Here is a 17,893-nt window from a genome sequence, read left to right on the forward strand (position 1 = left end):
AAAAAAACCTTCAACGGTGATAATAATAATGCTTCTACCGGAATATCCCCTAATTTACGGAGGTGTTGTTATTGGCGAAAAAAGTTGCCGTTGAAGAAAGCCTGTCCGATTTAAAGGAAGCTTTAACCAGGAAGGGTTATGAAGTGGTTGCCCCGGGCAGAACTGATAATGTAATGGCCATGGTGGTTACAGGAATGGACAACAATCTCATGAACATGGAAAGCATTGCCATCAATGCCCCGGTTATTGACGCGTCGGGATTTACCACGGAACAAATTTTATCCAGGCTCAGCGAGCTTTCCTGACAACCCCGGAAACCCGGGAATAATCCCGGGCTTCTCTTAATTCGCATTATTTAAAAAACACCGGGTGGGAACCAAAAGCAGCGGGGAATACGCTACTTTTGGTTCCTTTCCAAATGGGCCGGGGCGATTTTGAATATGATAAAAAAAGTGGTGCCCTGGGACCCTGTTTCAATTTCTATGGTTGCGTTGTGCCTGGCGGCAATACTGTAACAGGTGGCCAGCCCCAAGCCGGTGCCTTTCTCCTTGGTGGTAAAAAAAGGGGTGCCTAATCTTTCCAATACCTCCGGATCAATTCCCACCCCCTGGTCCTGTACCGACAGAACCACATTTTCACCCTCCCTGGAGGTCCGGATAGCCATGCAGCCCCCGGTGGACATGGCCTCAAGCCCGTTACGGGCGAGGTTTAGTATCAGTTGCCGTATCTCCTTCTCGTCCAGCAGCAATTCAGGAACTTCCCCCAGATCAAGCCTGACATTTTTGTTTTCATTGATGGCATCAGCGTTAATCAGGGGGAACATGGCCTCCACAATGGAATTGATATCACGCATTTTCTGTTCCACCGGTCTGTCCCTGGCCACCGCCAGGTATTCCGTGATTATGGCGTTGGCCCTGTCAAGCTCGCCAATCATCAGTTTAAAATACTCTGAAAAGCTCGTGCATTCTTTCCTGCCCTGCAGCAATTGCAAAAAACCCCGAACAGAAGTCATGGGGTTTCTTATTTCATGACCGATTCCGGCGGCCATCTGGCCGACCAAGTTTAAACGGTCCAATCTTGCCATCTCCATTTCTATTTTTATCTGCTCCGATATATCCCTGACGATGGAGGAAAAGCCGGTTATTTTTCCATCCGCCCCTTTAAGTGGAGATATTGATATGGAAACATTAATGGGACTGTCTCCTTTTTTAAGGCAAATGGTCTTATAGTTTTTAAGGCCAAAGCCCATTGCAACCCTCTCCAGGTCATTGCCAAACTCCTCGCGGCTTTCGGCCGGCATCAGAATCGAAAAATTCTCTCCGATTATTTCCTCCGCTGAATAGTTAAAAATATTTTCCGCTCCGGGGTTCCAGCTTATTATGGTGCCGTCCGGAGACCCGCTGATTACGGCGTCGTTTGAGGACTCCACAATGTTTGCCAGGAGCAGAAGCATTTCTTCCGTCCGCTTGCGCTGGCTGATGTCGTTTATTATCAGGCTTGTCAGGTAGCGATCGTCCCTCCCCCTGAAAAGACTGGCGGAAAGCTCCCCGGGAAATTTCGCTCCATCTTTACGTTTTAGCACGGTTTCACATTTAAATTTGCCGGTGCAGGCCATCTCCTTCACGGCTTTTTTGTAGCCGGGATCATCCATGTCAATAATGCTTGCAATTCCCGCCCGGCGCAGTTCCTCCTCACTCAATCCAAACATGCGGCAGGCCGCCGGGTTTGCCGCCACGATGGCACCATCAGGACGGTTTAATATTATTCCGTCCGCGCTGTTCTCAAACAGGGAGCGGTAACGCTCCTGGCTCTCCCTAAGCTTCAATTCCGATTGCTTCCTGGCGGATATGTCCCTCAAGTAAACTGAGATTCCTTCGGCGGACGGGTAAGCGCTAACCTCCACCCATCTCAGCAGGGAAGGTATAAATTCCTCAAAATGAACGGCTTTCTGTTCCGACATCGCCCTGTGGTATTCCCTGTAAAACCTGGAGCCCAGGTAACTTGAAAATTCAGTCCATATATTCCTGCCCACAAGTTGATCTTTTTTTCTTCCAAAATGCTTTTCCGCCATGAAATTCACGTAGGTAAACCGCCACTGGTTGTCCAGTACGAAAAAAACATCCTTTATGCTTTCAATGATGCTCATTATTTGCCTGTTTGCCCTGTCAAACTGATGCTCAAGGAACTTTATTCCCGTGACATCCCGGCCCGCGGAGTAAAAAAGCTGAAACTCCGGCACCGGTAAAGTGGTCCACTCCACCCATTTATAAGAGCCGTCCTTGCAACGGATGCGATTTTGATAACGGCACACCGCGGTGCTTTCTTTTTTAGCCTTTTTACAGGTATCCTTGCTGGAATCCAAATCATCCGGGTGAATGAAACACAGGCAAGACTTTTCTATTATTTCCTCCGCCGTGTATCCAATTAATATTTCCCCCGCTCTGTTCAGTCGTTTAATGCAGCCTTTGAAATCAACAACACACAATAAGTCCTGGGATAAATTAAAGAATATACCAAGTTCAGCGTTTCTCCCGGGCATTTCAAGTAATTCGCCAATTATCAGGTCTTTTGGTTTGTCATTATCCTTCATCGCAAGCCGCCTCCGAGACTCAGTACCTTTGTAAAACAGATGGATACTTTAGTACTTTCAACATCTTCCCTGACAATACCTTCGGAGATTATGGCATAAATTGTCATATTATATTAAAAATAGTAGCAGTTTCTCAATATTTCATTTTCACAATTGTAAAACCCCCGGGTGCAACCCGGAGGCTCCTCCGTTTCATAGCACCCGGCGGTTTTTGAAAAATCCGTCAGGTTATTTTTTCCCTTTGTAACCCTATTGGCAAATTCTTAATAGTATGTAACATAACTGGAAATCCGTAGAAAGGGAGTGCAAATAATGGGATTTGGATTTGGCCCACCCCCGGGTCCCGGGTCTCCCAAGGGGAAACCTGGAGCCGGTCCGGGTTTTAAACGGCCGCCCTATACACCTGGCGGCACCGGGTATTCTCCCGGGTACGGCCCGGGATTTGGCCCCGGTTATGGTCCCGGATTTGGTCCTGGTTTTGGTCCCGGCCCTGGTTATGGTCCCGGGTTTGGTCCCGGATTCGGCCCCGGCTTTGGCCCCGGCCCGGGTTATGGCCCTGGTTTTGGGCCGGGTTTTGGCCCTGGCTTTGGCCCCGGTCCGGGTTACGGCCCTGGATATGACAAAGGCTCGGAACCTCTCTACCCGCCGGGATTCGGTATTGGATCGCCTGTCAAAAAACCCTTCCCGAAAAAAAATAACCAAAGATAATAGTAGCCCCCTGGCCGGACGTTGCAATAGTTACGACCGGCCAGTTTTTTATTAAAATACATATTTGCCGCCATAAAAGAAGGAAGACGGAGGTTGTAACGCAAATAAAATAATTACTAATATAAAACAGGATGGAATAATATAATGATAAGATTATTGATAACATTTGTAATGGTGGTGTTGCTGATAACCACAACAGGAGCGGAGGCCCGGGGAGCGGATTTGTCCTCCAGCGACATGGAGTACCAAGGACTGCAAAACCGGCTTGAGCAGATGCTGGGGAGGGAAAAGGGTACTTACGGAGTATTAGTCATGGATATTCAATCGGGCAGGGTCTGTGCCCTTAACCCCCTGGAACCTTTTCACGCCGCCAGCACATTTAAGCTGCCCATGAATATCTATCTTTTTAAAAAAATAGCATCGGGAGAGACGGACCCGGGCCAAAAGCTTGTCTACCGGGAAAGCCACTACGAGGGGGGCACGGGCAAGCTGCAGTACAACTCCCCCGGCACCTCCTACACCATTGAAACACTGTCCCAATACTCCATAATATACAGCGACAACGTAGCCACCAATGTTTTACTGTCATTCCTGGGCAAGAAAAACGTAAAGGACTTTATGAGGCAATCCGGAGGACTGGTGGTTGACGACAGTAAAAACCTGACCTGCCCCAGGGATATGGCCCTGTACATGCGTGAGCTGCTTGAATTCGCCGGTCAAAGTCCGGAACAGGCCAACCGGTTGATTGATTACCTGGAAAACACCGTATTCAATGAAAGAATTCCGGCACTTCTCCCCAAAAGCGTGAAAATAGCGCACAAGATAGGAAACTGGCCGGCCACCGCCACGTACAATGACGTTGGATACGTAAGGCACCCGGTCAACCCTTATATAATATCCATTTTCAGCAAAAACACCCCGGGCGCGGGCAGGGCTTATGACGTAATAAGCAGAATTTCCAAAGCCGTATATGACTACCAGAATGATTTTTTTGTGGTTAGCCTGCTATTTAACGGAACCCCCCTGGAATCCGACGTTCCGCCTTTCATGGAAAGCGGCCGGGTATTTGTGCCGGCCAGGGTTGTGGCGGAGGCGCTTGACGCTAAAGTGACCTGGGACGGTGAAAACTGGACAGTGGGCATAACGGGAAACGGGAAAAACATAATTCTGCAGGTTGATAACCCCGAGGCCAGGGTAAATGAAGCCTCAATAGAAATAAATCCCCCCGCCAGATTGATAAACGGGAGGACAATGGTGCCGCTAAGATTTGTGGCGGAAAACCTGGGAGCGGAAGTACTGTGGGACGACCCGGCACACACGGTGAACATAATACCCGGGACAGCAGCGGATGAGCAAGAGAACCAATCAGCGCAACAAAGCCCAAATTCATAAAGCGGGAGAGTTAAATAGCTATATCCATTGGCTCCGGTAAAGGTTTACCCAAAAAGAAGCCCTGGGCATAGTCTATTTTTAATTCGTCAAGTATTCTCAACACATTTTCATTCTCCACATATTCGGCCACAGTCTTTTTGCCCAGGGTATGGGCCACTGCGTTCATAGCCTGCACCAGGGCCCGGTAGGAATATTCCTTCTCTATATTTTGCACAAAGGAACCGTCAATTTTAAGATAGTCCACCGGTAATATACGCAGGTAGGAAAAAGAGGAAAAACCCGTCCCAAAGTCATCCAGCACAAACCGGCAACCCAGTTTTCTCAGCCTGCGAATCCACATTTACGATTGCATCAGATCCTTTACCGCCACTGTTTCCGTTATCTCAAAGCCAATTCTGGAGGGCTCCACCCCGTTGCCGACTATAAGCGCCTCTATGTAACCCAGCAGCTCTTTATCGCCCAGGCTCATACCGGATATATTTATACACAGGCTTAACCCCGGATACTTATTTAAAGCTATAAGGGAGTTTTCCACCACCCAGCGGTCAATCCGGGGCATCAGGCCAAACCTTTCAGCAGCCGGCACGAATATCCGGGGTGATATAATTTCTCCGTTATCTCCCCTCAGCCTCACCAGCGCTTCATAATGATTCACTTTTCCGTCCCGCAGGCTAACCACCGGCTGAAACAGCAAAATAAAGCGGTCTTTTTTTAACGCGTTTTTTATCAGGGCTACCAGTTGGTTTACCCTGGGAGCCCCCTCGGCATCCTCTTCTCCGGGCCGGATAAAGACTATCCTGTTGCGTCCCGCCTCTTTGGCCGAATACAAGGCTGTATCCGCGTCAGACAGCAGTTTGATATGATCAATAGTCCCGTCAACCATTACTATTCCGCCGCTGATGCTTATATTAAAACCGGTGATGCGCAAGGTTGAAGAAAGCGCGTCATGATCAACGGCCCTGCGCAGCTTTTCCGCCACGGCCAAAGCCTGGTCGGTATTAACCCCTTCCAGCAGTATCGCAAACTCATCGCCTCCCAGGCGCGCCAGCAGATCCTCTTCCCTTAGATTGTTTTTAATAATGTTGGCCATGGAAATCAACAGCTCGTCACCGGCGGCATGCCCCATGGTATCGTTAACCAGCTTAAAATTGTCCAGGTCGATAAATATCAGGGCGCTGCTTTTGCCCCGCCTGGCCTTTGCCACCGCCCGCTTGAGAACTTCCTCCAGATAGTACCTGTTAGGAATATTTGTAAGCGAATCGTGGGTGGCCAGATATTGCAAATGTTCCTCAAATCTTTTACGCTCGGTAACATCCTGCTTAATGGCGATAAAATGATTAATTTCCCTGTTCTTGCCGTATACCGGGGTTATGGTCATCTCCTCGTTATACAGTGATCCGTCACACCGGCGATTGACTATCTCCCCCCGCCAGACCTTGCCTGCCAGTATGGTGTTCCACATGCCCTGATAAAAGGCCTGCCCCTGTGCGCCGGATTTCAATATGCTCATGGTTTTTCCCAGTATTGCCTGGGCCGCATACCCGGTAAGACGGCTAAAAGCCCCGTTAATGTAGACTATTCGCCCCAGGCTGTCAGTAATGGCGATGCCGTTGGCCGCAGATTCCAGGGCGGTGCTCTGCAGTTTCATAGCCTCCCTGCTCCTACGGGAACGCCCAAGTTTGAGAAAAAAAACAAGTGCGCAATAACAAAATAGTCCGGTGGCCAATAAAGCCATAACGGAAATAATAATGTGATCCGGCTGGCTACCGTTCAACCCGCTCATAGGCTACACTCCCGCTGTCACAAGCTGAGCACCCTGTCCCTTGTAATAAATTGTTTAAAAAGGAAAAATAAATATTACATTCGACACAGGTTGTCATTATCCTGCTTTGGCTTAGGCCTTGTTTCCCATTTAAGTATGACTATTTTCTCATTTTTATATTGTATTTAAAAGCCCGCCCCGGAATCCGGGGCGGGCTGGACAGTTTTTTCCGGGGCTATTTCAGCTGATATTAATACTTACTACCCATGCCACTATTTTTACAACCTTGCCGTTTTCAATGGTAAGCTTTACATCCGCCCCTTTTTTCAAATCCTCCAGGTCCCCGTCATCATCGTTGATTATTACATCCACTCCGCCGGCCAGATTGTATACCTTATATACACCATCCTCCTTCACTGTAATGCTGGAGGAACCCACCGATTCCAGTACGGCTGATACGGTTTCAGATTTGGCAACTATTTTAATTACCTTTCCGCCGGCCATGGTCAGCTTTACCTGGTAACCCTCTTCCAGATCATCAATATCCGCGTCATCACCGTCCAGTTTCACGTCGACATCTTCATCCAGGGCATAGGTCTTAAGCACATTGTTTACCTCAACCTTTATTCTGGTTTTCCCCACGGACTCCAGCACACCGGTAACGTAACCGTTTTGGGTCTCGGCTTCTATTTTGGTAACCTCACCATCGTCCAGGGTTAGTTCCACCTCATATCCCTTTTCAATATCTTCAAGGTCGGCTTCCTCTCCATAAATCTCCACTTCCACATCTTTATCCAGGTCATATACTTTCAAATCGCCGTCCACCTTGATTGTTATACTTGAGGAGCCAACCGATTCAACTATCCCGTCAACTGTTCCGTTATCGTTATCGTCTTCGTCTTCGTCTTCGTCCTCATCAATGGAATCCCCGGTACTGCGGGCTATAACAACAATGGCATTTCTATCGCTGTCCATCAATACGGCTACGGTATCTCCCTCGTCCAAATCCTCCACTTCGGCGGATTTGCCGTCCAGGTAAATCAACGGGTCATTATCCAGAAATACCGTCAGCTCACCGGAAGCCGTGCTTTTTCCGCTTATTCGCTTCAAGATAATGGAGGAATCGTCCCCGTCATCAATTTCACTGATGATTCCATGGACATAGCTAAATCCCTGCCTGGGTGAAGGGATATCGGAACCTTCCCTGGCTCTCACCAGCATGGTAGCTATTTCAGCCCTGGTCACCGGGTCGCCCGGCTTGAAAAGATGACCGGGATATCCGGAAATAATTCCCTCGTCGCTGGCAACCTTGACATATCCGGTTGCCCAGGCCGGTATGGCCGCCTCGTCCCTGAATTCCAGATCCTCACCCGTGTTTTCTATGGCCTCGTCCTCCAACCCCATTGCCCTGACCAGCCATACGGCAACCTCATAACGCTGGGCCGGTTTGTCGAAGGCAAGGGTATTGAGTTCCACCTGGCTGAGTATCCCCTTTTCAACCGCCATGTTCAGGTATGACCTGGCCCAGGATGACGCCCTGTTAATATTATTATACTTTCCGGGCGGCAGCTGATTGTCGGAAATATCCCCGGAGGCCATGCGGACAATCATGGTAATGGCTTCTTCCTTGTCCACCGGCTTGTTCGGCTGGAAGGTGTTGTCCGTGTATCCTTTAATTACATTTTCAGCGTTAATTAATACTATGTTCTGCTCCGCCCAGTGACCGGAAATGTCCTTAAACTGAACTTTCTTAGCAGCATTAGACTTTTCCCGGCCCTTCATTTTGTTATTATCCTTCCAGGCCGGCGCCGCCATGGCGCTGCCCGCCGTTAGCGCCACGGAAAGACAGGCCGCGGTAATAATAAGCAACAATTTTTTAACCCTCATTATTAATCCCCCTTTGACCATAAATAGCTCTTCCAAATATCGCGAATACCGGACTTCTCATTTTCTCTTTGCCCTTTTTTCACTGTTTCGCCCCTGGCGTCCTTTTTATCCGGCTGTTTTTTCGGAAAAGCTCCGGACTCCTTACCATTGCCGGATTTATTTTGTTTGCTTTGATCGGGAAAAACCGGTACGCCACCGGACTTTGCCCTTTTATAGTCATCCCTTCCGGTGGATTTGCCCGTTGCTCCTTTTTCAATATCACTACTCCGGCCTTTTTCTCCCCCGGCCCGCTTCAATTCATTATCCCTGCCCCGCAGCCCCTGGGTTTTAACCGCCGGCCGGGCAGGGAAACTTTGGATAGCGCCGCTTGATTTATTGCCTCTATCCCCAATTTGAAGCTTTTTCTTACCTTCCCCGGGGAAAAGTTTTTCCAGCCTGATATTTTTGCTCTTTTCCAGCTGTTGCAAATTTTCCCTTTTTAATTCCTCTATCTCCACCTTGACGTGGTTGTCACCGGCCCGCTCCTTAAACAGCATTTTTCCCGAGGAGACTCCGGCTTTCACAGCCTTTTCCCGGAGTTCCGGCCGGACTTCCTCCACCACCACCCTGGATTCCATTGAATTGGCGGTTAACGGTTTTTCAATGGCTTCCTCCACTGATTGGGGTTTGACAACCTGCTTCAGCTCAGCTTTTTCGGCTACGGTTTTTTCGTTACTGTACACCAGGGTGCTCAGTATGAGGTTTTCCTGCCCTTCCTTGATATAGCCCAGGTGTATGGCTTCCTCCACAATATTGGACAAGCCCTGGGATAAAGGAAGTTTTTTGAGGTGCATGTTAAGTAGGAGCTTTTTTCCGTCCTCATTCAAGCCCCTGGCGTCGATGATGCGGCTTTGCCCGTCAATCCCAAGCTCTATGCTGGGATTAATGTCCAGAGACACATAGGCCGCGGCTTGGGGCTGCAGGCCGTCAGTCAGGCTGTAACCGGTTAAAAAGATTACCAGCAAGGCCGCCGCTGCCGCCAGTATCCTTATAATCCCGAACCGGGCGCCCCTGGCGGGCACCGCCCTGGAGGAAATCTCATCCCCCAGCCGGACCTGGTTTACAGGAAGACGAACTTCCTCAAATCCGCCTTCGGGGGTCATAACAATGCAGGAAGCGGTTTTCAATTCAACCACCACGCCGCTGACTATTTTATTGTTCACCGCTTACCGCACCCCCTCCGGCCCGGAGTCATCCAGACTTAAATAGGAATTAAGGTATAAAAACCTCTCCCTGTGATATAAAACCAGGGCAACCGCAATTATATATTTCCGTCCCCTTTCCAGGGTCTTTCGCCCAAGCCCGCAGGCCACACCCAGTTCATTAAGAGGAAGGCGCCTATTGCGGAAGAGGTAAGCCATCAGGTCCCGGCGCCGGGACATCTCCCGGGACGCGGCAATCAGCTCCTGCCGGTGCTGCTTTCTCTTTGGGGCTATGTTCACCAGTTCGCTAAATGTAATTTCATAATCAGCCAGCAGCTTTCCGTATTCAGTTATTTCCGAGGCCCTCTCCAGGGCTTCCTTCTCCCGGCGGTACAGTTCCCAGGCCTTGCTCAATTCCGCGGGGGTAACTTCCTCTTCCCCGTCCTGCAGGCTTAAATCCTGGGGAATCAGCTTTTTCTCCCGGCGGTAATAGTCTTTTAGCCTGCTTTTGATAACCAGCCCCGCAAAGGCGGCGAAAGAATCGCTGCGCTCCATGTTAAAGCGGTCCACAGCCTCGTTCAGGGCGATCAGACCGATGCTCAGCTCGTCATCCCTGCCCCATTCCAGGCCTCTGCCGCAGCTTTTTTCCGCTATTTTCAAAACATGAGGTTTGTACGCCCTCAGCAGTTCCTCCCGGGCCTCACCATCACCGGACCGGGCCCGGGCCAGATTAGACTCCAGTGCCTCTCGTTCCAGCAAAGCGACACATCCCCTCGCTACCCCCTGCATCACCTCACTTGCAATGTCCGCTTTAAAAACCGGTAAACTGTTAAACCGGCTAATTGCGCGAGCATTTCTATCAGCTTTCTTTTTTTTAAATACGGAGGTATTAACAGGTTAGTGGGGGTAGTTTATAATTAATTGGCCTCTTAGCATAAAGGGCCTTGACAGTATTGACGGCATCGGCGGGCGTTTCGTTCCGTATCCCCCGGCCTAAGCGTTCGGGGTCGCCCAGTCTGCCGGCGAGATAAAAAAGGAACCGGTTGTTTAACCCGGTTCCCGTGACCCAAATCCGAACTGTCAAGGTTTTATATAAGAGTAACCTTCAGACTGTTTTTGGGCAATTTCCGTTATACCCGCCGAAACCGCCAGGACAAAACCGGGCAGGGAGCTTTCCTCCAGGGCGTGCATTTTAAGGGCGTTGCGGCAGGCGGCAAACACTACCCCCTGACTGTGTAATACTTTCATTTCCTCAATTATCGCGGCATCCCCGGCATAGGCCGTCACCCCGGCGCCATTGGCCACAATTTCCACGTCCGCCCGGCCCTGCCCCACATCATTAATAAAATTTCGCGCATTTACCAGAACTATTTTCCATCTTTCCGGTTCGTTCACATGAAACAGCACTTTAAGCCTGTTCAAAGCAGCGCCTCCCTTCACATTAAAGCCCTAATTCGTATAACAGGGTTAATTTTAGTAAACATTTTAATACAAGTCAAACAATAGTTGGGGACACCCCTTCATTTTGGCCGCCGCTTTAAGCCCTCCGCCCGGACGGAAATTTATGGGCGGAAAAAAGGGAAAGCTATGAAATCTGTCGAAAATATAAGCCCAAATAAATAAATGGGGGATTTTTGCATGGAAGGTTTAAATTTCTCCGGCCTCGTCTGGCTGCTGTTTATACTAATGGCCTTTATACCCATGATTAAGCAGTTCCAGCTACAGAGCCAGCGTTTTAAAGCCTTAAGTCAATTGGAGCGGAAAAGAGGAACCCGGGTGATAGCCCTGATTCACCGACAGGAAATGTTTTCCTTTTTCGGGTTTCCCCTGACAAAATACATAACCATTGACGATTCGGAACAAATTCTCAGGGCCATCAGACTCACCCCCAAAGACATGCCCATCGACCTTATTATGCACACCCCCGGCGGGCTGGTGCTGGCCGCGGAGCAAATCGCCCACGCAATTCGCATGCATGCCGCCAAAATAACCGTTTTCGTGCCCCATTACGCCATGTCCGGGGGCACCCTGATAGCCCTGGCCGCTGATGAAATTGTAATGGACCCCAATGCCGTGCTGGGTCCGGTGGACCCTCAAATCGGCCAGTATCCCGCGGCATCCCTTATAAAAGTGACCCGGGAAAAGAACATTAACGACACGGATGACCAGACCCTTATTTTGGCGGACATCGCCCAAAAGGCTGTTACCCAGGTAAAAAGCAAGGTTTTCCAAATATTAAAAGACCGCCTGGGTCAGGAAAAGGCGGAAGAACTGGCAAGCACATTTACCGAAGGCCGCTGGACCCACGACCACCCCATCAGCTGCGAAGAGCTGATCAGCCTGGGATTTCCGGTATGCGCTGAAATGCCCCCGGAAATTTACGAGCTCATGGATCACTTCGACCAGCCGGTACGCCGCCAGCCCACGGTGAATTACATTCCCCTGCCCTATCAGAGGGAGAAAAAATAAGCCTCCCCAAAGGGAGGCTTATTTTTATTGACTCTTATTTTTTTGAAAACACTCCAGGCATACCATGTCTATTTTTATATCGGGTTGAAATGGTACAATACACTGTTTACCGCATGAGGAACAAGTCATTACAACTGTTTTTGGTCTATATGATCTGTTGGTGGTATTTTTTTTGTTATTTGAAGAGCGATTGTTTTTAGCCATTAAGCCTCCGATAAATATTTAGGAGCTTATTTATAACAAGCTCCTAAATAATTTAAAATCTAACGGTAAGAACCGGCCCTTCGGTTGGGAGCAAACTTCTGGTAACAATCCCTGCAATATACAGGTTTATCCTGGCTTGGCACAAAAGGCACACTGGTTTCCTGCCCGCAGTTGGAGCAGATTACTGAGTGCATTTCCCGTCTGTTTTGAGAATAACCCCCGCCACGATTGGCGTTCTGCTTGCGAATGGCACGGCATTCAGGGCAACGGCCCGGTTCATTTGAGAAACCCTTATCAGCGAAAAATTCCTGTTCTGAAGCAGTGAAGGTAAAGTCCTGACCGCAATCACGGCATGTTAAAATTTTGTCCTGAAACATTAAAAAAAACCCCCTTTAAATTAATGATCCGAAATCCTCTAGGCTTGGTACAATGACTATTCTCACCAAAAGGATTTTCGATAAGAAGGTTTGTTTCCAGACCTAATGAACTTGAGATTGCTTATTGTATCACATTAAATGTTTTTTGTAAATGTTTGCCTAAAAATATTCGCGCAGCGAATGCACCTCTCCGGCATATAAATTTAAAGTGGAAGAAACAAAGCAGCCCTTTACGGCTGCTTAAGTCCGAGATGGGGTTTTAAAGCATCTTGAAGAATTTGAGAGAAATTAACATTCTTTTCTTCCGCGATGGTATTAAGCCATTGCGCAATATATTTTATATCAAAGACCACAGAAGACAGGACTTCCGGCAGCCTAAACCGGTCAACGGAAACGCAAATAAGCCCTCCCAAGTTTTATTAACCTTGCGGAGGGCTTATTTTTACTGTTTTTTTGGTGGGCCATGAAGGACTCGAACCTTCAACCTGACGATTAAGAGTCGCCTGCTCTACCAATTGAGCTAATGGCCCTCATGGCTGGGGCGGCTGGATTCGAACCAACGAAATGCCGGAGTCAGAGTCCGGTGCCTTACCGCTTGGCGACGCCCCAATGCATATTATACTAACATACAAATATCTTATGAGTCAAATAAATATTTTTCATGATATTTTTAAGAATTGATTACGTATGGTTTTTTTAACCCATTTCGTTAAAGTTTCATTTAATACATATGCCCATATTCATAGTATACCCTTCCGCCGCCCAGGTCAATATTTTATGTGACTTTATCAAAGTCTTGGCACACCGGATTTAAATTTGCGGCGTTCAATGGTAAAATACTTGTTGACTTTATATCCGGGCGGGTGATGAAAAATGGTTCTTCGGTCGGTGCTGCTCTTCATTCTGGCTGGCTTGGCGGAAATAGCCGGGGGATATTTTATCTGGATCTGGCTCCGTTATGACGCCGGCATAATGTTTGGTTTATTGGGAGGAATTGTATTGGTCTTTTACGGCATTATCCCCACCTTTCAGCAATTCCCCGCTTTTGGGCGCATTTACGCGGCTTATGGTGGCGTTTTTATTGTTATGTCAATATTATGGGGTTGGTGGATAGATAATATCACCCCGGATTTTTATGACTGGCTGGGGACCATCGTGGCGTTAACAGGAACGGCGGTCATCCTGTGGTTTCCCCGAAAAAAGGCCGGGAAAGAAGTTGAGCGGCAATGATAATAAAGTCGGCAATCCTTTTTATTTTAGCCGGACTGGCAGAAATAGGCGGGGGATATTTAATCTGGTTATGGCTCCGGGAGGGGAAACATTTTGTTGTTGGGGTGACCGGCGGCATAATCCTGGTTTTATACGGGATTATACCCACGCTCCAGGATTACCCCGCTTTCGGAAGGGTTTACGCGGCCTACGGGGGCATTTTTGTTGTTCTGTCCCTATTGTGGGGATGGGGAATAGACAAAAAGAAACCCGACCGTTATGACTGGATTGGAGCCTTGATTGCGCTGGCAGGGGCTGCAATCATAATTTGGATGCCAAGGTAAAAGGTATTAATAGCAAATGAGGTGTGCTGAATTGGCTGAAAGAATGATCGGGAAAATAGGGGATCCTGTTTTAAGAAAAGTATGCAAACCTGTCACTGAAATAACGCCCAACACCCTGCAATTACTGGACGACATGGCGGAGACACTTGCCACGGCGAAAAACGGCGCGGCATTGGCGGCCCCACAGGTGGGAATCGTGCGGAGAATTATTGTTATAGACAGCGGTGACGGCGTTATAGAATTAATCAACCCTGAAATACTGGAAAAGCATGGAGAACAGATTGGTCCCGAAGGCTGCTTATCCCTGCCGGATATATGGGGGAGAGTTAAAAGAGCCAAATATGTCAAAGTAAAAGCAACTAACAGGGAAGGTTCGGAATTTATAATGGAGGGCAAGGATTTCATGGCCAGATGCCTGCAACACGAAATAGATCACCTGGACGGAATCTTATTTATAGATCACGTGCCGCCGGGTCAACTTTTCAGCGAAAAAACCAACAGGCCCATAGACGTATATGATTTGATAAAAACATCAAGGCCGAACAACCTATAGAAAAAACCCCGTTCACGGGGTTTTTTCCAGGTTTCAATATGTTTCTGGTTTTTAGCCTGCTTTTTGTTCCAGCCTGATCCGGTATTTAACCAGATCTTCAATGGTCAGTACCGCCAGATTATGCTTTATGGCAAAGTCTGTTATTTCAGGAAGGCGGGCCATTGTGCCATCCGGATTGGTGAGTTCGCACAGGACACCGCAGGGTTTTAGACCGGCCAGCCGCATCAGGTCCACTGTTGCCTCCGTGTGCCCCTGGCGCTCAAGCACGCCGCCGGGACAGGCCCTTAAGGGGAAAACATGACCCGGGCGGCTGAGGTCTTCCGACCCGGCATTTTCTGCAACAGCCGCCCTCACCGTTGTAACCCTGTCCAGGGCGGAAACTCCGGTGGTAACACCCCTTGCCGCTTCAATTGACACGGTGAAGGCAGTTTGAAAGCGGCTGGAGTTTTTCTCCACCATCATCGGCAGCTCCAGGGCGCGCACTTTTTCATCAGTCAAACACAGGCAGACTATACCGCTGCACTCCCGGATTAACATGGCCATTTGAGCCTCGGTGAGGGATTCCGCGGGGAAAATTAAATCTCCTTCATTTTCCCTCTGCTCATCATCCGTGACCAGTACGCCTCCACCATCACGCAAGGCCGACAGGGCCTTTTCCACCCGCTCAAACGGGTTTCCAAATTGGGTTAACAGAGTCTGATTCATGGTAAATCCTCCCCCGGTATATTGATTGACTTACCAGAATCAGGGCGCTTAAGACAACAGCGAACTAAACACACCCGGGCATCAGTATATCATGGCGCCGGTGTCGGGTTGCTGACTGCCTTATCCTCTTCCATCCGGACTATTACCGTCGGCTCTGGCTTCTTTCCAGATCTGCTGACCTCCCGCCGGGAATTGGCAAGAGCGCTCGCGGGCTCCCCGGCATAAGCCGGGATACCGCCGGTGGGGACTTTCACCCCGCCCTGAGAATAAGTCTATAAAGTAATATATCACCTTTTGAACCATTGTCAATGACGTAGATTACCAAACAGCCGGCGGCTCACACCACCCGGGGCCTTTTGGTGCCGCAGGAGGATAATAAAGCGGAGGCGGGGACGTTAAAGCCCGGAAAGTGGATTCCCGCCTCCGGGCACAGATGAAAACGGTATTATAATACCGCCTGGCGCCTGTATTGACAGTAAAAGCCGTGTCCTATAAACTAATTACCAGTATGATACAATAATTATCATTTTCACCATAAGCCTGCCGTTTTGTATGAAAGGGGTTATCATGCGAAGGATATTACCAGGACTGTTCGCTTTGCTGCTGCTCTGCACCGTAATTTTATCATCCCCGGCCTTTTGCCAGGAGAATCCGCCGGAAGACGATGTCCCTGAATATAGTTATATCCGGGCCAGGATAATCAAGGTTGTGGACCTTAAAAATCCCGAAGGAACCGGAACATCAGGACTGCCGGAACAAAACCAGCTGGTTACCGTTAAACTGCTGGATGCTCAATACAAGGGCCGGGAGATGGAAATAATCCACACCCTTACGAACCATCCTGGCTACGACGTGAAGGTAAAGCCCGGCGACCAGGTGGTATTATACGCCGAGCCGGAGGGAGACAAACTCAACAATGTTTATATAGAGGACTTCGCCCGGGACCATAAAATGCTGTATCTGGTATTTCTATTTATTATTTTGCTGTTGCTGGTGGGAGGAAAACAGGGACTAAAATCAATATTCACCTTAACGGTCACAGTGGGGGCGGTTTTTTTCGGTCTTTTGCCCCTTATGTTCAGGGGATACAACCCCATAGGGGTAACAGTTATAATATCCGCGGCTGTCACCACCTTTACCCTGCTGGTAATAGGAGGCAAATCGGCAAAAACACTTTCCGCCATCATGGGCACCATTGGCGGGGTTCTGGTGGCGGGAATACTGGCCTTCCTGGTGGGCTCGGCGGCGCATTTGACCGGTTTCAGCGACGAGGAAATGCAAATGCTCGTTTACATACCCCAGCAGATTGACTTCGACTACCGGGGCATATTGTTCTCAGGCATGATTATAGGGGCACTGGGCGCGGTAATGGATGTGGGCATGTCCATCGCCTCCGCCGTGGATGAAATTAAAAAGGCCAATCCCATGATGGGCAAAACCGCGCTGATCAGGGCCGGCATGAACGTGGGCCGGGACATTATGGGAACAATGTCAAACACCCTGATACTGGCCTACACCGGCGGCGCCATACCCCTGATGCTGGTTTTTATGGCCTATAAAATGCCTTTTGTAAAAATCCTCAACCTCGACCTCATCGCCACCGAAATTGTCCGGGCCCTGGCCGGCAGCATAGGGTTGATAGTGGCCATACCCATTACCTCCATCATCGCCGGTATTTTGCTGGAGGGGAGAAAAAAATATCCCCACCGGCAGGAGCGCCTTCACGATAACGATCCCTATCAGATGTGAAAACTCCACCCTTCTCTCGCTTCCCGGTTAAGGAAGGCTAAAGTTATGGGGACTTCCCGGCTGAAAAGTTAAACATTTTTAATACCCCCAAAACAAGAACAAAAAATATTGGTACAACCGCCCGCCATATGGAAATGACGGGCGGTTGTTATTCACAGGCCTGCCGTCGGTCAGTCCGGAGCAATGAGCATATGGAAAGAACTAAATTATTTAGTTTGTTTAATTGTAATTAAACAAACTAATAAATTATAATACCCTAAAGGAGGTGACACCTATCAATTCCCAGGAACTGGACTTTGTAGAGGAAATGGGTATCCTGTGGGAATCTTCCGGCGCCACCAGAACCTTAGGACGGGTATTCGGCTATCTTCTGCTTTCCGAAAAGCCCAAAAGCCTTGATCAGCTGGCCAAAGACTTGATTTTCAGCAAGGCCACTGCTTCCCTGACCATCCGTCAGGGGTTGATGATAAGCATTTTTGAAAAGGTCAGCATACCGGGTAAACGAAAGGATTATTACCGGGTCAATATAAATTCCTGGATAGATGCCATGAACCAAAGAATGAAAATACTGTTGACCTGGGAAACGCTTATTGAAAAAGGCCTGCACTCCTTATCCCCCGGTAAAGTAGAAGCGGCGGAAAACCTTCGTGCCATGAAAGACTATTTTGAATTCATGCGCTGGTATATGTCCGATTTTCCCGAAAAGCTCGGCAAATGGAGGGCGGGGGAAATCGATGTAAAATCACTTAAACAAGGATGAAAC

General features: G+C 48.8%; 17 protein-coding genes, 2 tRNA genes, 1 pseudogene and 1 riboswitch. Of the genes and pseudogenes, 8 read left to right on the top strand and 12 right to left on the bottom strand.

Annotation, left to right across the window (positions count from 1 at the left end; all coding sequences use genetic code 11):
• Positions 1-71 precede the first annotated feature (71 nt).
• Positions 72-305 (top strand): YkuS family protein, encoded by a 234-nt coding sequence (locus DCCM_RS14860; protein ID WP_104373178.1) that lies wholly within the window; start codon positions 72-74, stop codon positions 303-305.
• A 92-nt stretch (positions 306-397) separates the two neighbouring features.
• On the opposite strand, the gene DCCM_RS14865 is transcribed toward DCCM_RS14860, so the two are convergent.
• Positions 398-2,590: a PAS domain S-box protein gene (locus DCCM_RS14865; RefSeq protein WP_104373179.1), complete on the bottom strand. Its 2,193-nt coding sequence runs from the start codon at positions 2,588-2,590 to the stop codon at positions 398-400.
• A gap of 249 nt (positions 2,591-2,839) precedes the next feature.
• A complete protein-coding gene (locus DCCM_RS18745; RefSeq protein WP_165792186.1) occupies positions 2,840-3,292 on the bottom strand; it encodes a hypothetical protein in 453 nt (150 codons plus the stop codon).
• Positions 3,293-3,442: 150 nt separating this feature from the next.
• Here DCCM_RS18745 and DCCM_RS14875 point away from each other — a divergent pair, with 150 nt between their 5' ends.
• Positions 3,443-4,690, top strand: a complete 1,248-nt coding sequence (locus tag DCCM_RS14875) for a serine hydrolase (RefSeq protein WP_104373180.1) — start codon at positions 3,443-3,445, stop codon at positions 4,688-4,690.
• Positions 4,691-4,700: 10 nt separating this feature from the next.
• Here the strand turns inward: DCCM_RS14875 and DCCM_RS14885 are convergent.
• From DCCM_RS14885 to DCCM_RS14905, 5 genes and pseudogenes are all read right to left on the bottom strand, one after another.
• Positions 4,701-6,473 (bottom strand): annotated as a pseudogene (locus tag DCCM_RS14885) (putative bifunctional diguanylate cyclase/phosphodiesterase).
• A gap of 219 nt (positions 6,474-6,692) precedes the next feature.
• Positions 6,693-8,339, bottom strand: a complete 1,647-nt coding sequence (locus DCCM_RS14890; protein ID WP_165792188.1) for an S-layer homology domain-containing protein — start codon at positions 8,337-8,339, stop codon at positions 6,693-6,695.
• Between the two features lie 2 nt (positions 8,340-8,341).
• Positions 8,342-9,541 carry an anti-sigma-I factor RsgI family protein gene (locus tag DCCM_RS14895; protein ID WP_104373184.1) on the bottom strand — a complete coding sequence of 400 codons (1,200 nt, stop codon included), beginning with the start codon at positions 9,539-9,541 and terminating at the stop codon, positions 8,342-8,344.
• Between the two features lie 3 nt (positions 9,542-9,544).
• Positions 9,545-10,279 carry an RNA polymerase sigma-I factor gene (gene sigI, locus DCCM_RS14900; RefSeq protein WP_231702789.1) on the bottom strand — a complete coding sequence of 245 codons (735 nt, stop codon included), beginning with the start codon at positions 10,277-10,279 and terminating at the stop codon, positions 9,545-9,547.
• Positions 10,280-10,600: 321 nt separating this feature from the next.
• Entirely contained in the window at positions 10,601-10,942 is a 342-nt protein-coding gene (locus DCCM_RS14905) for a DsrE family protein (RefSeq protein WP_104373186.1), read from the bottom strand.
• 216 nt (positions 10,943-11,158) lie between these two features.
• Between DCCM_RS14905 and DCCM_RS14910 the strand changes: the two genes are divergently transcribed.
• Positions 11,159-11,989 carry an SDH family Clp fold serine proteinase gene (locus DCCM_RS14910; RefSeq protein WP_104373187.1) on the top strand — a complete coding sequence of 277 codons (831 nt, stop codon included), beginning with the start codon at positions 11,159-11,161 and terminating at the stop codon, positions 11,987-11,989.
• A gap of 24 nt (positions 11,990-12,013) precedes the next feature.
• Here the strand turns inward: DCCM_RS14910 and DCCM_RS19770 are convergent, their stop codons facing one another.
• The 4 genes from DCCM_RS19770 to DCCM_RS14935 all read right to left on the bottom strand — a co-directional run bounded on the left by DCCM_RS19770 (position 12,014) and on the right by DCCM_RS14935 (position 13,179).
• On the bottom strand, positions 12,014-12,193 hold the full coding sequence (locus DCCM_RS19770; RefSeq protein ID WP_207655615.1) for a CxxC-x17-CxxC domain-containing protein: 180 nt from the start codon (positions 12,191-12,193) through the stop codon (positions 12,014-12,016).
• 59 nt (positions 12,194-12,252) lie between these two features.
• On the bottom strand, positions 12,253-12,570 hold the full coding sequence (locus tag DCCM_RS14920) for a zinc-ribbon domain containing protein (RefSeq protein WP_104373188.1): 318 nt from the start codon (positions 12,568-12,570) through the stop codon (positions 12,253-12,255).
• 454 nt (positions 12,571-13,024) lie between these two features.
• Positions 13,025-13,100, bottom strand: a tRNA-Lys gene (locus DCCM_RS14930).
• A 3-nt stretch (positions 13,101-13,103) separates the two neighbouring features.
• Positions 13,104-13,179: transfer RNA gene (locus DCCM_RS14935), tRNA-Gln, on the bottom strand.
• A gap of 264 nt (positions 13,180-13,443) precedes the next feature.
• Between DCCM_RS14935 and DCCM_RS14940 the strand changes: the two genes are divergently transcribed.
• Genes DCCM_RS14940 through def form a run of 3 tightly spaced genes read left to right on the top strand, consistent with a single transcriptional unit; the run spans position 13,444 to position 14,676 of the window.
• Positions 13,444-13,800, top strand: coding sequence for a YnfA family protein (locus DCCM_RS14940; RefSeq protein WP_104373189.1), 357 nt, complete (start codon positions 13,444-13,446; stop codon positions 13,798-13,800).
• Positions 13,800-14,123, top strand: coding sequence for a YnfA family protein (locus DCCM_RS14945; protein WP_174705172.1), 324 nt, complete (start codon positions 13,800-13,802; stop codon positions 14,121-14,123). Before DCCM_RS14940 ends, DCCM_RS14945 begins: the two co-directional genes overlap by 1 nt.
• 31 nt (positions 14,124-14,154) lie before the next feature.
• Positions 14,155-14,676, top strand: coding sequence for a peptide deformylase (gene def, locus DCCM_RS14950; protein WP_207655616.1), 522 nt, complete (start codon positions 14,155-14,157; stop codon positions 14,674-14,676).
• A 51-nt stretch (positions 14,677-14,727) separates the two neighbouring features.
• Here the strand turns inward: def and ribB are convergent, their stop codons facing one another.
• Complete coding sequence (ribB, locus tag DCCM_RS14955) at positions 14,728-15,381, bottom strand: 3,4-dihydroxy-2-butanone-4-phosphate synthase (protein ID WP_104373191.1); 654 nt, start codon at positions 15,379-15,381, stop codon at positions 14,728-14,730.
• A gap of 118 nt (positions 15,382-15,499) precedes the next feature.
• Positions 15,500-15,653: riboswitch (FMN riboswitch) on the bottom strand.
• 295 nt (positions 15,654-15,948) lie between these two features.
• Between ribB and DCCM_RS14960 the strand changes: the two genes are divergently transcribed.
• Positions 15,949-17,130 (top strand): YibE/F family protein, encoded by a 1,182-nt coding sequence (locus DCCM_RS14960; RefSeq protein WP_104373192.1) that lies wholly within the window; start codon positions 15,949-15,951, stop codon positions 17,128-17,130.
• A gap of 265 nt (positions 17,131-17,395) precedes the next feature.
• Entirely contained in the window at positions 17,396-17,890 is a 495-nt protein-coding gene (locus DCCM_RS14965) for a GbsR/MarR family transcriptional regulator (protein ID WP_128739163.1), read from the top strand.
• The last annotated feature ends 3 nt before the right edge of the window (positions 17,891-17,893 follow it).

Origin of the sequence: Desulfocucumis palustris (genome assembly GCF_002933875.1) — a bacterium.
Classification (GTDB): domain Bacteria; phylum Bacillota; class Desulfotomaculia; order Desulfotomaculales; family Desulfocucumaceae; genus Desulfocucumis; species Desulfocucumis palustris.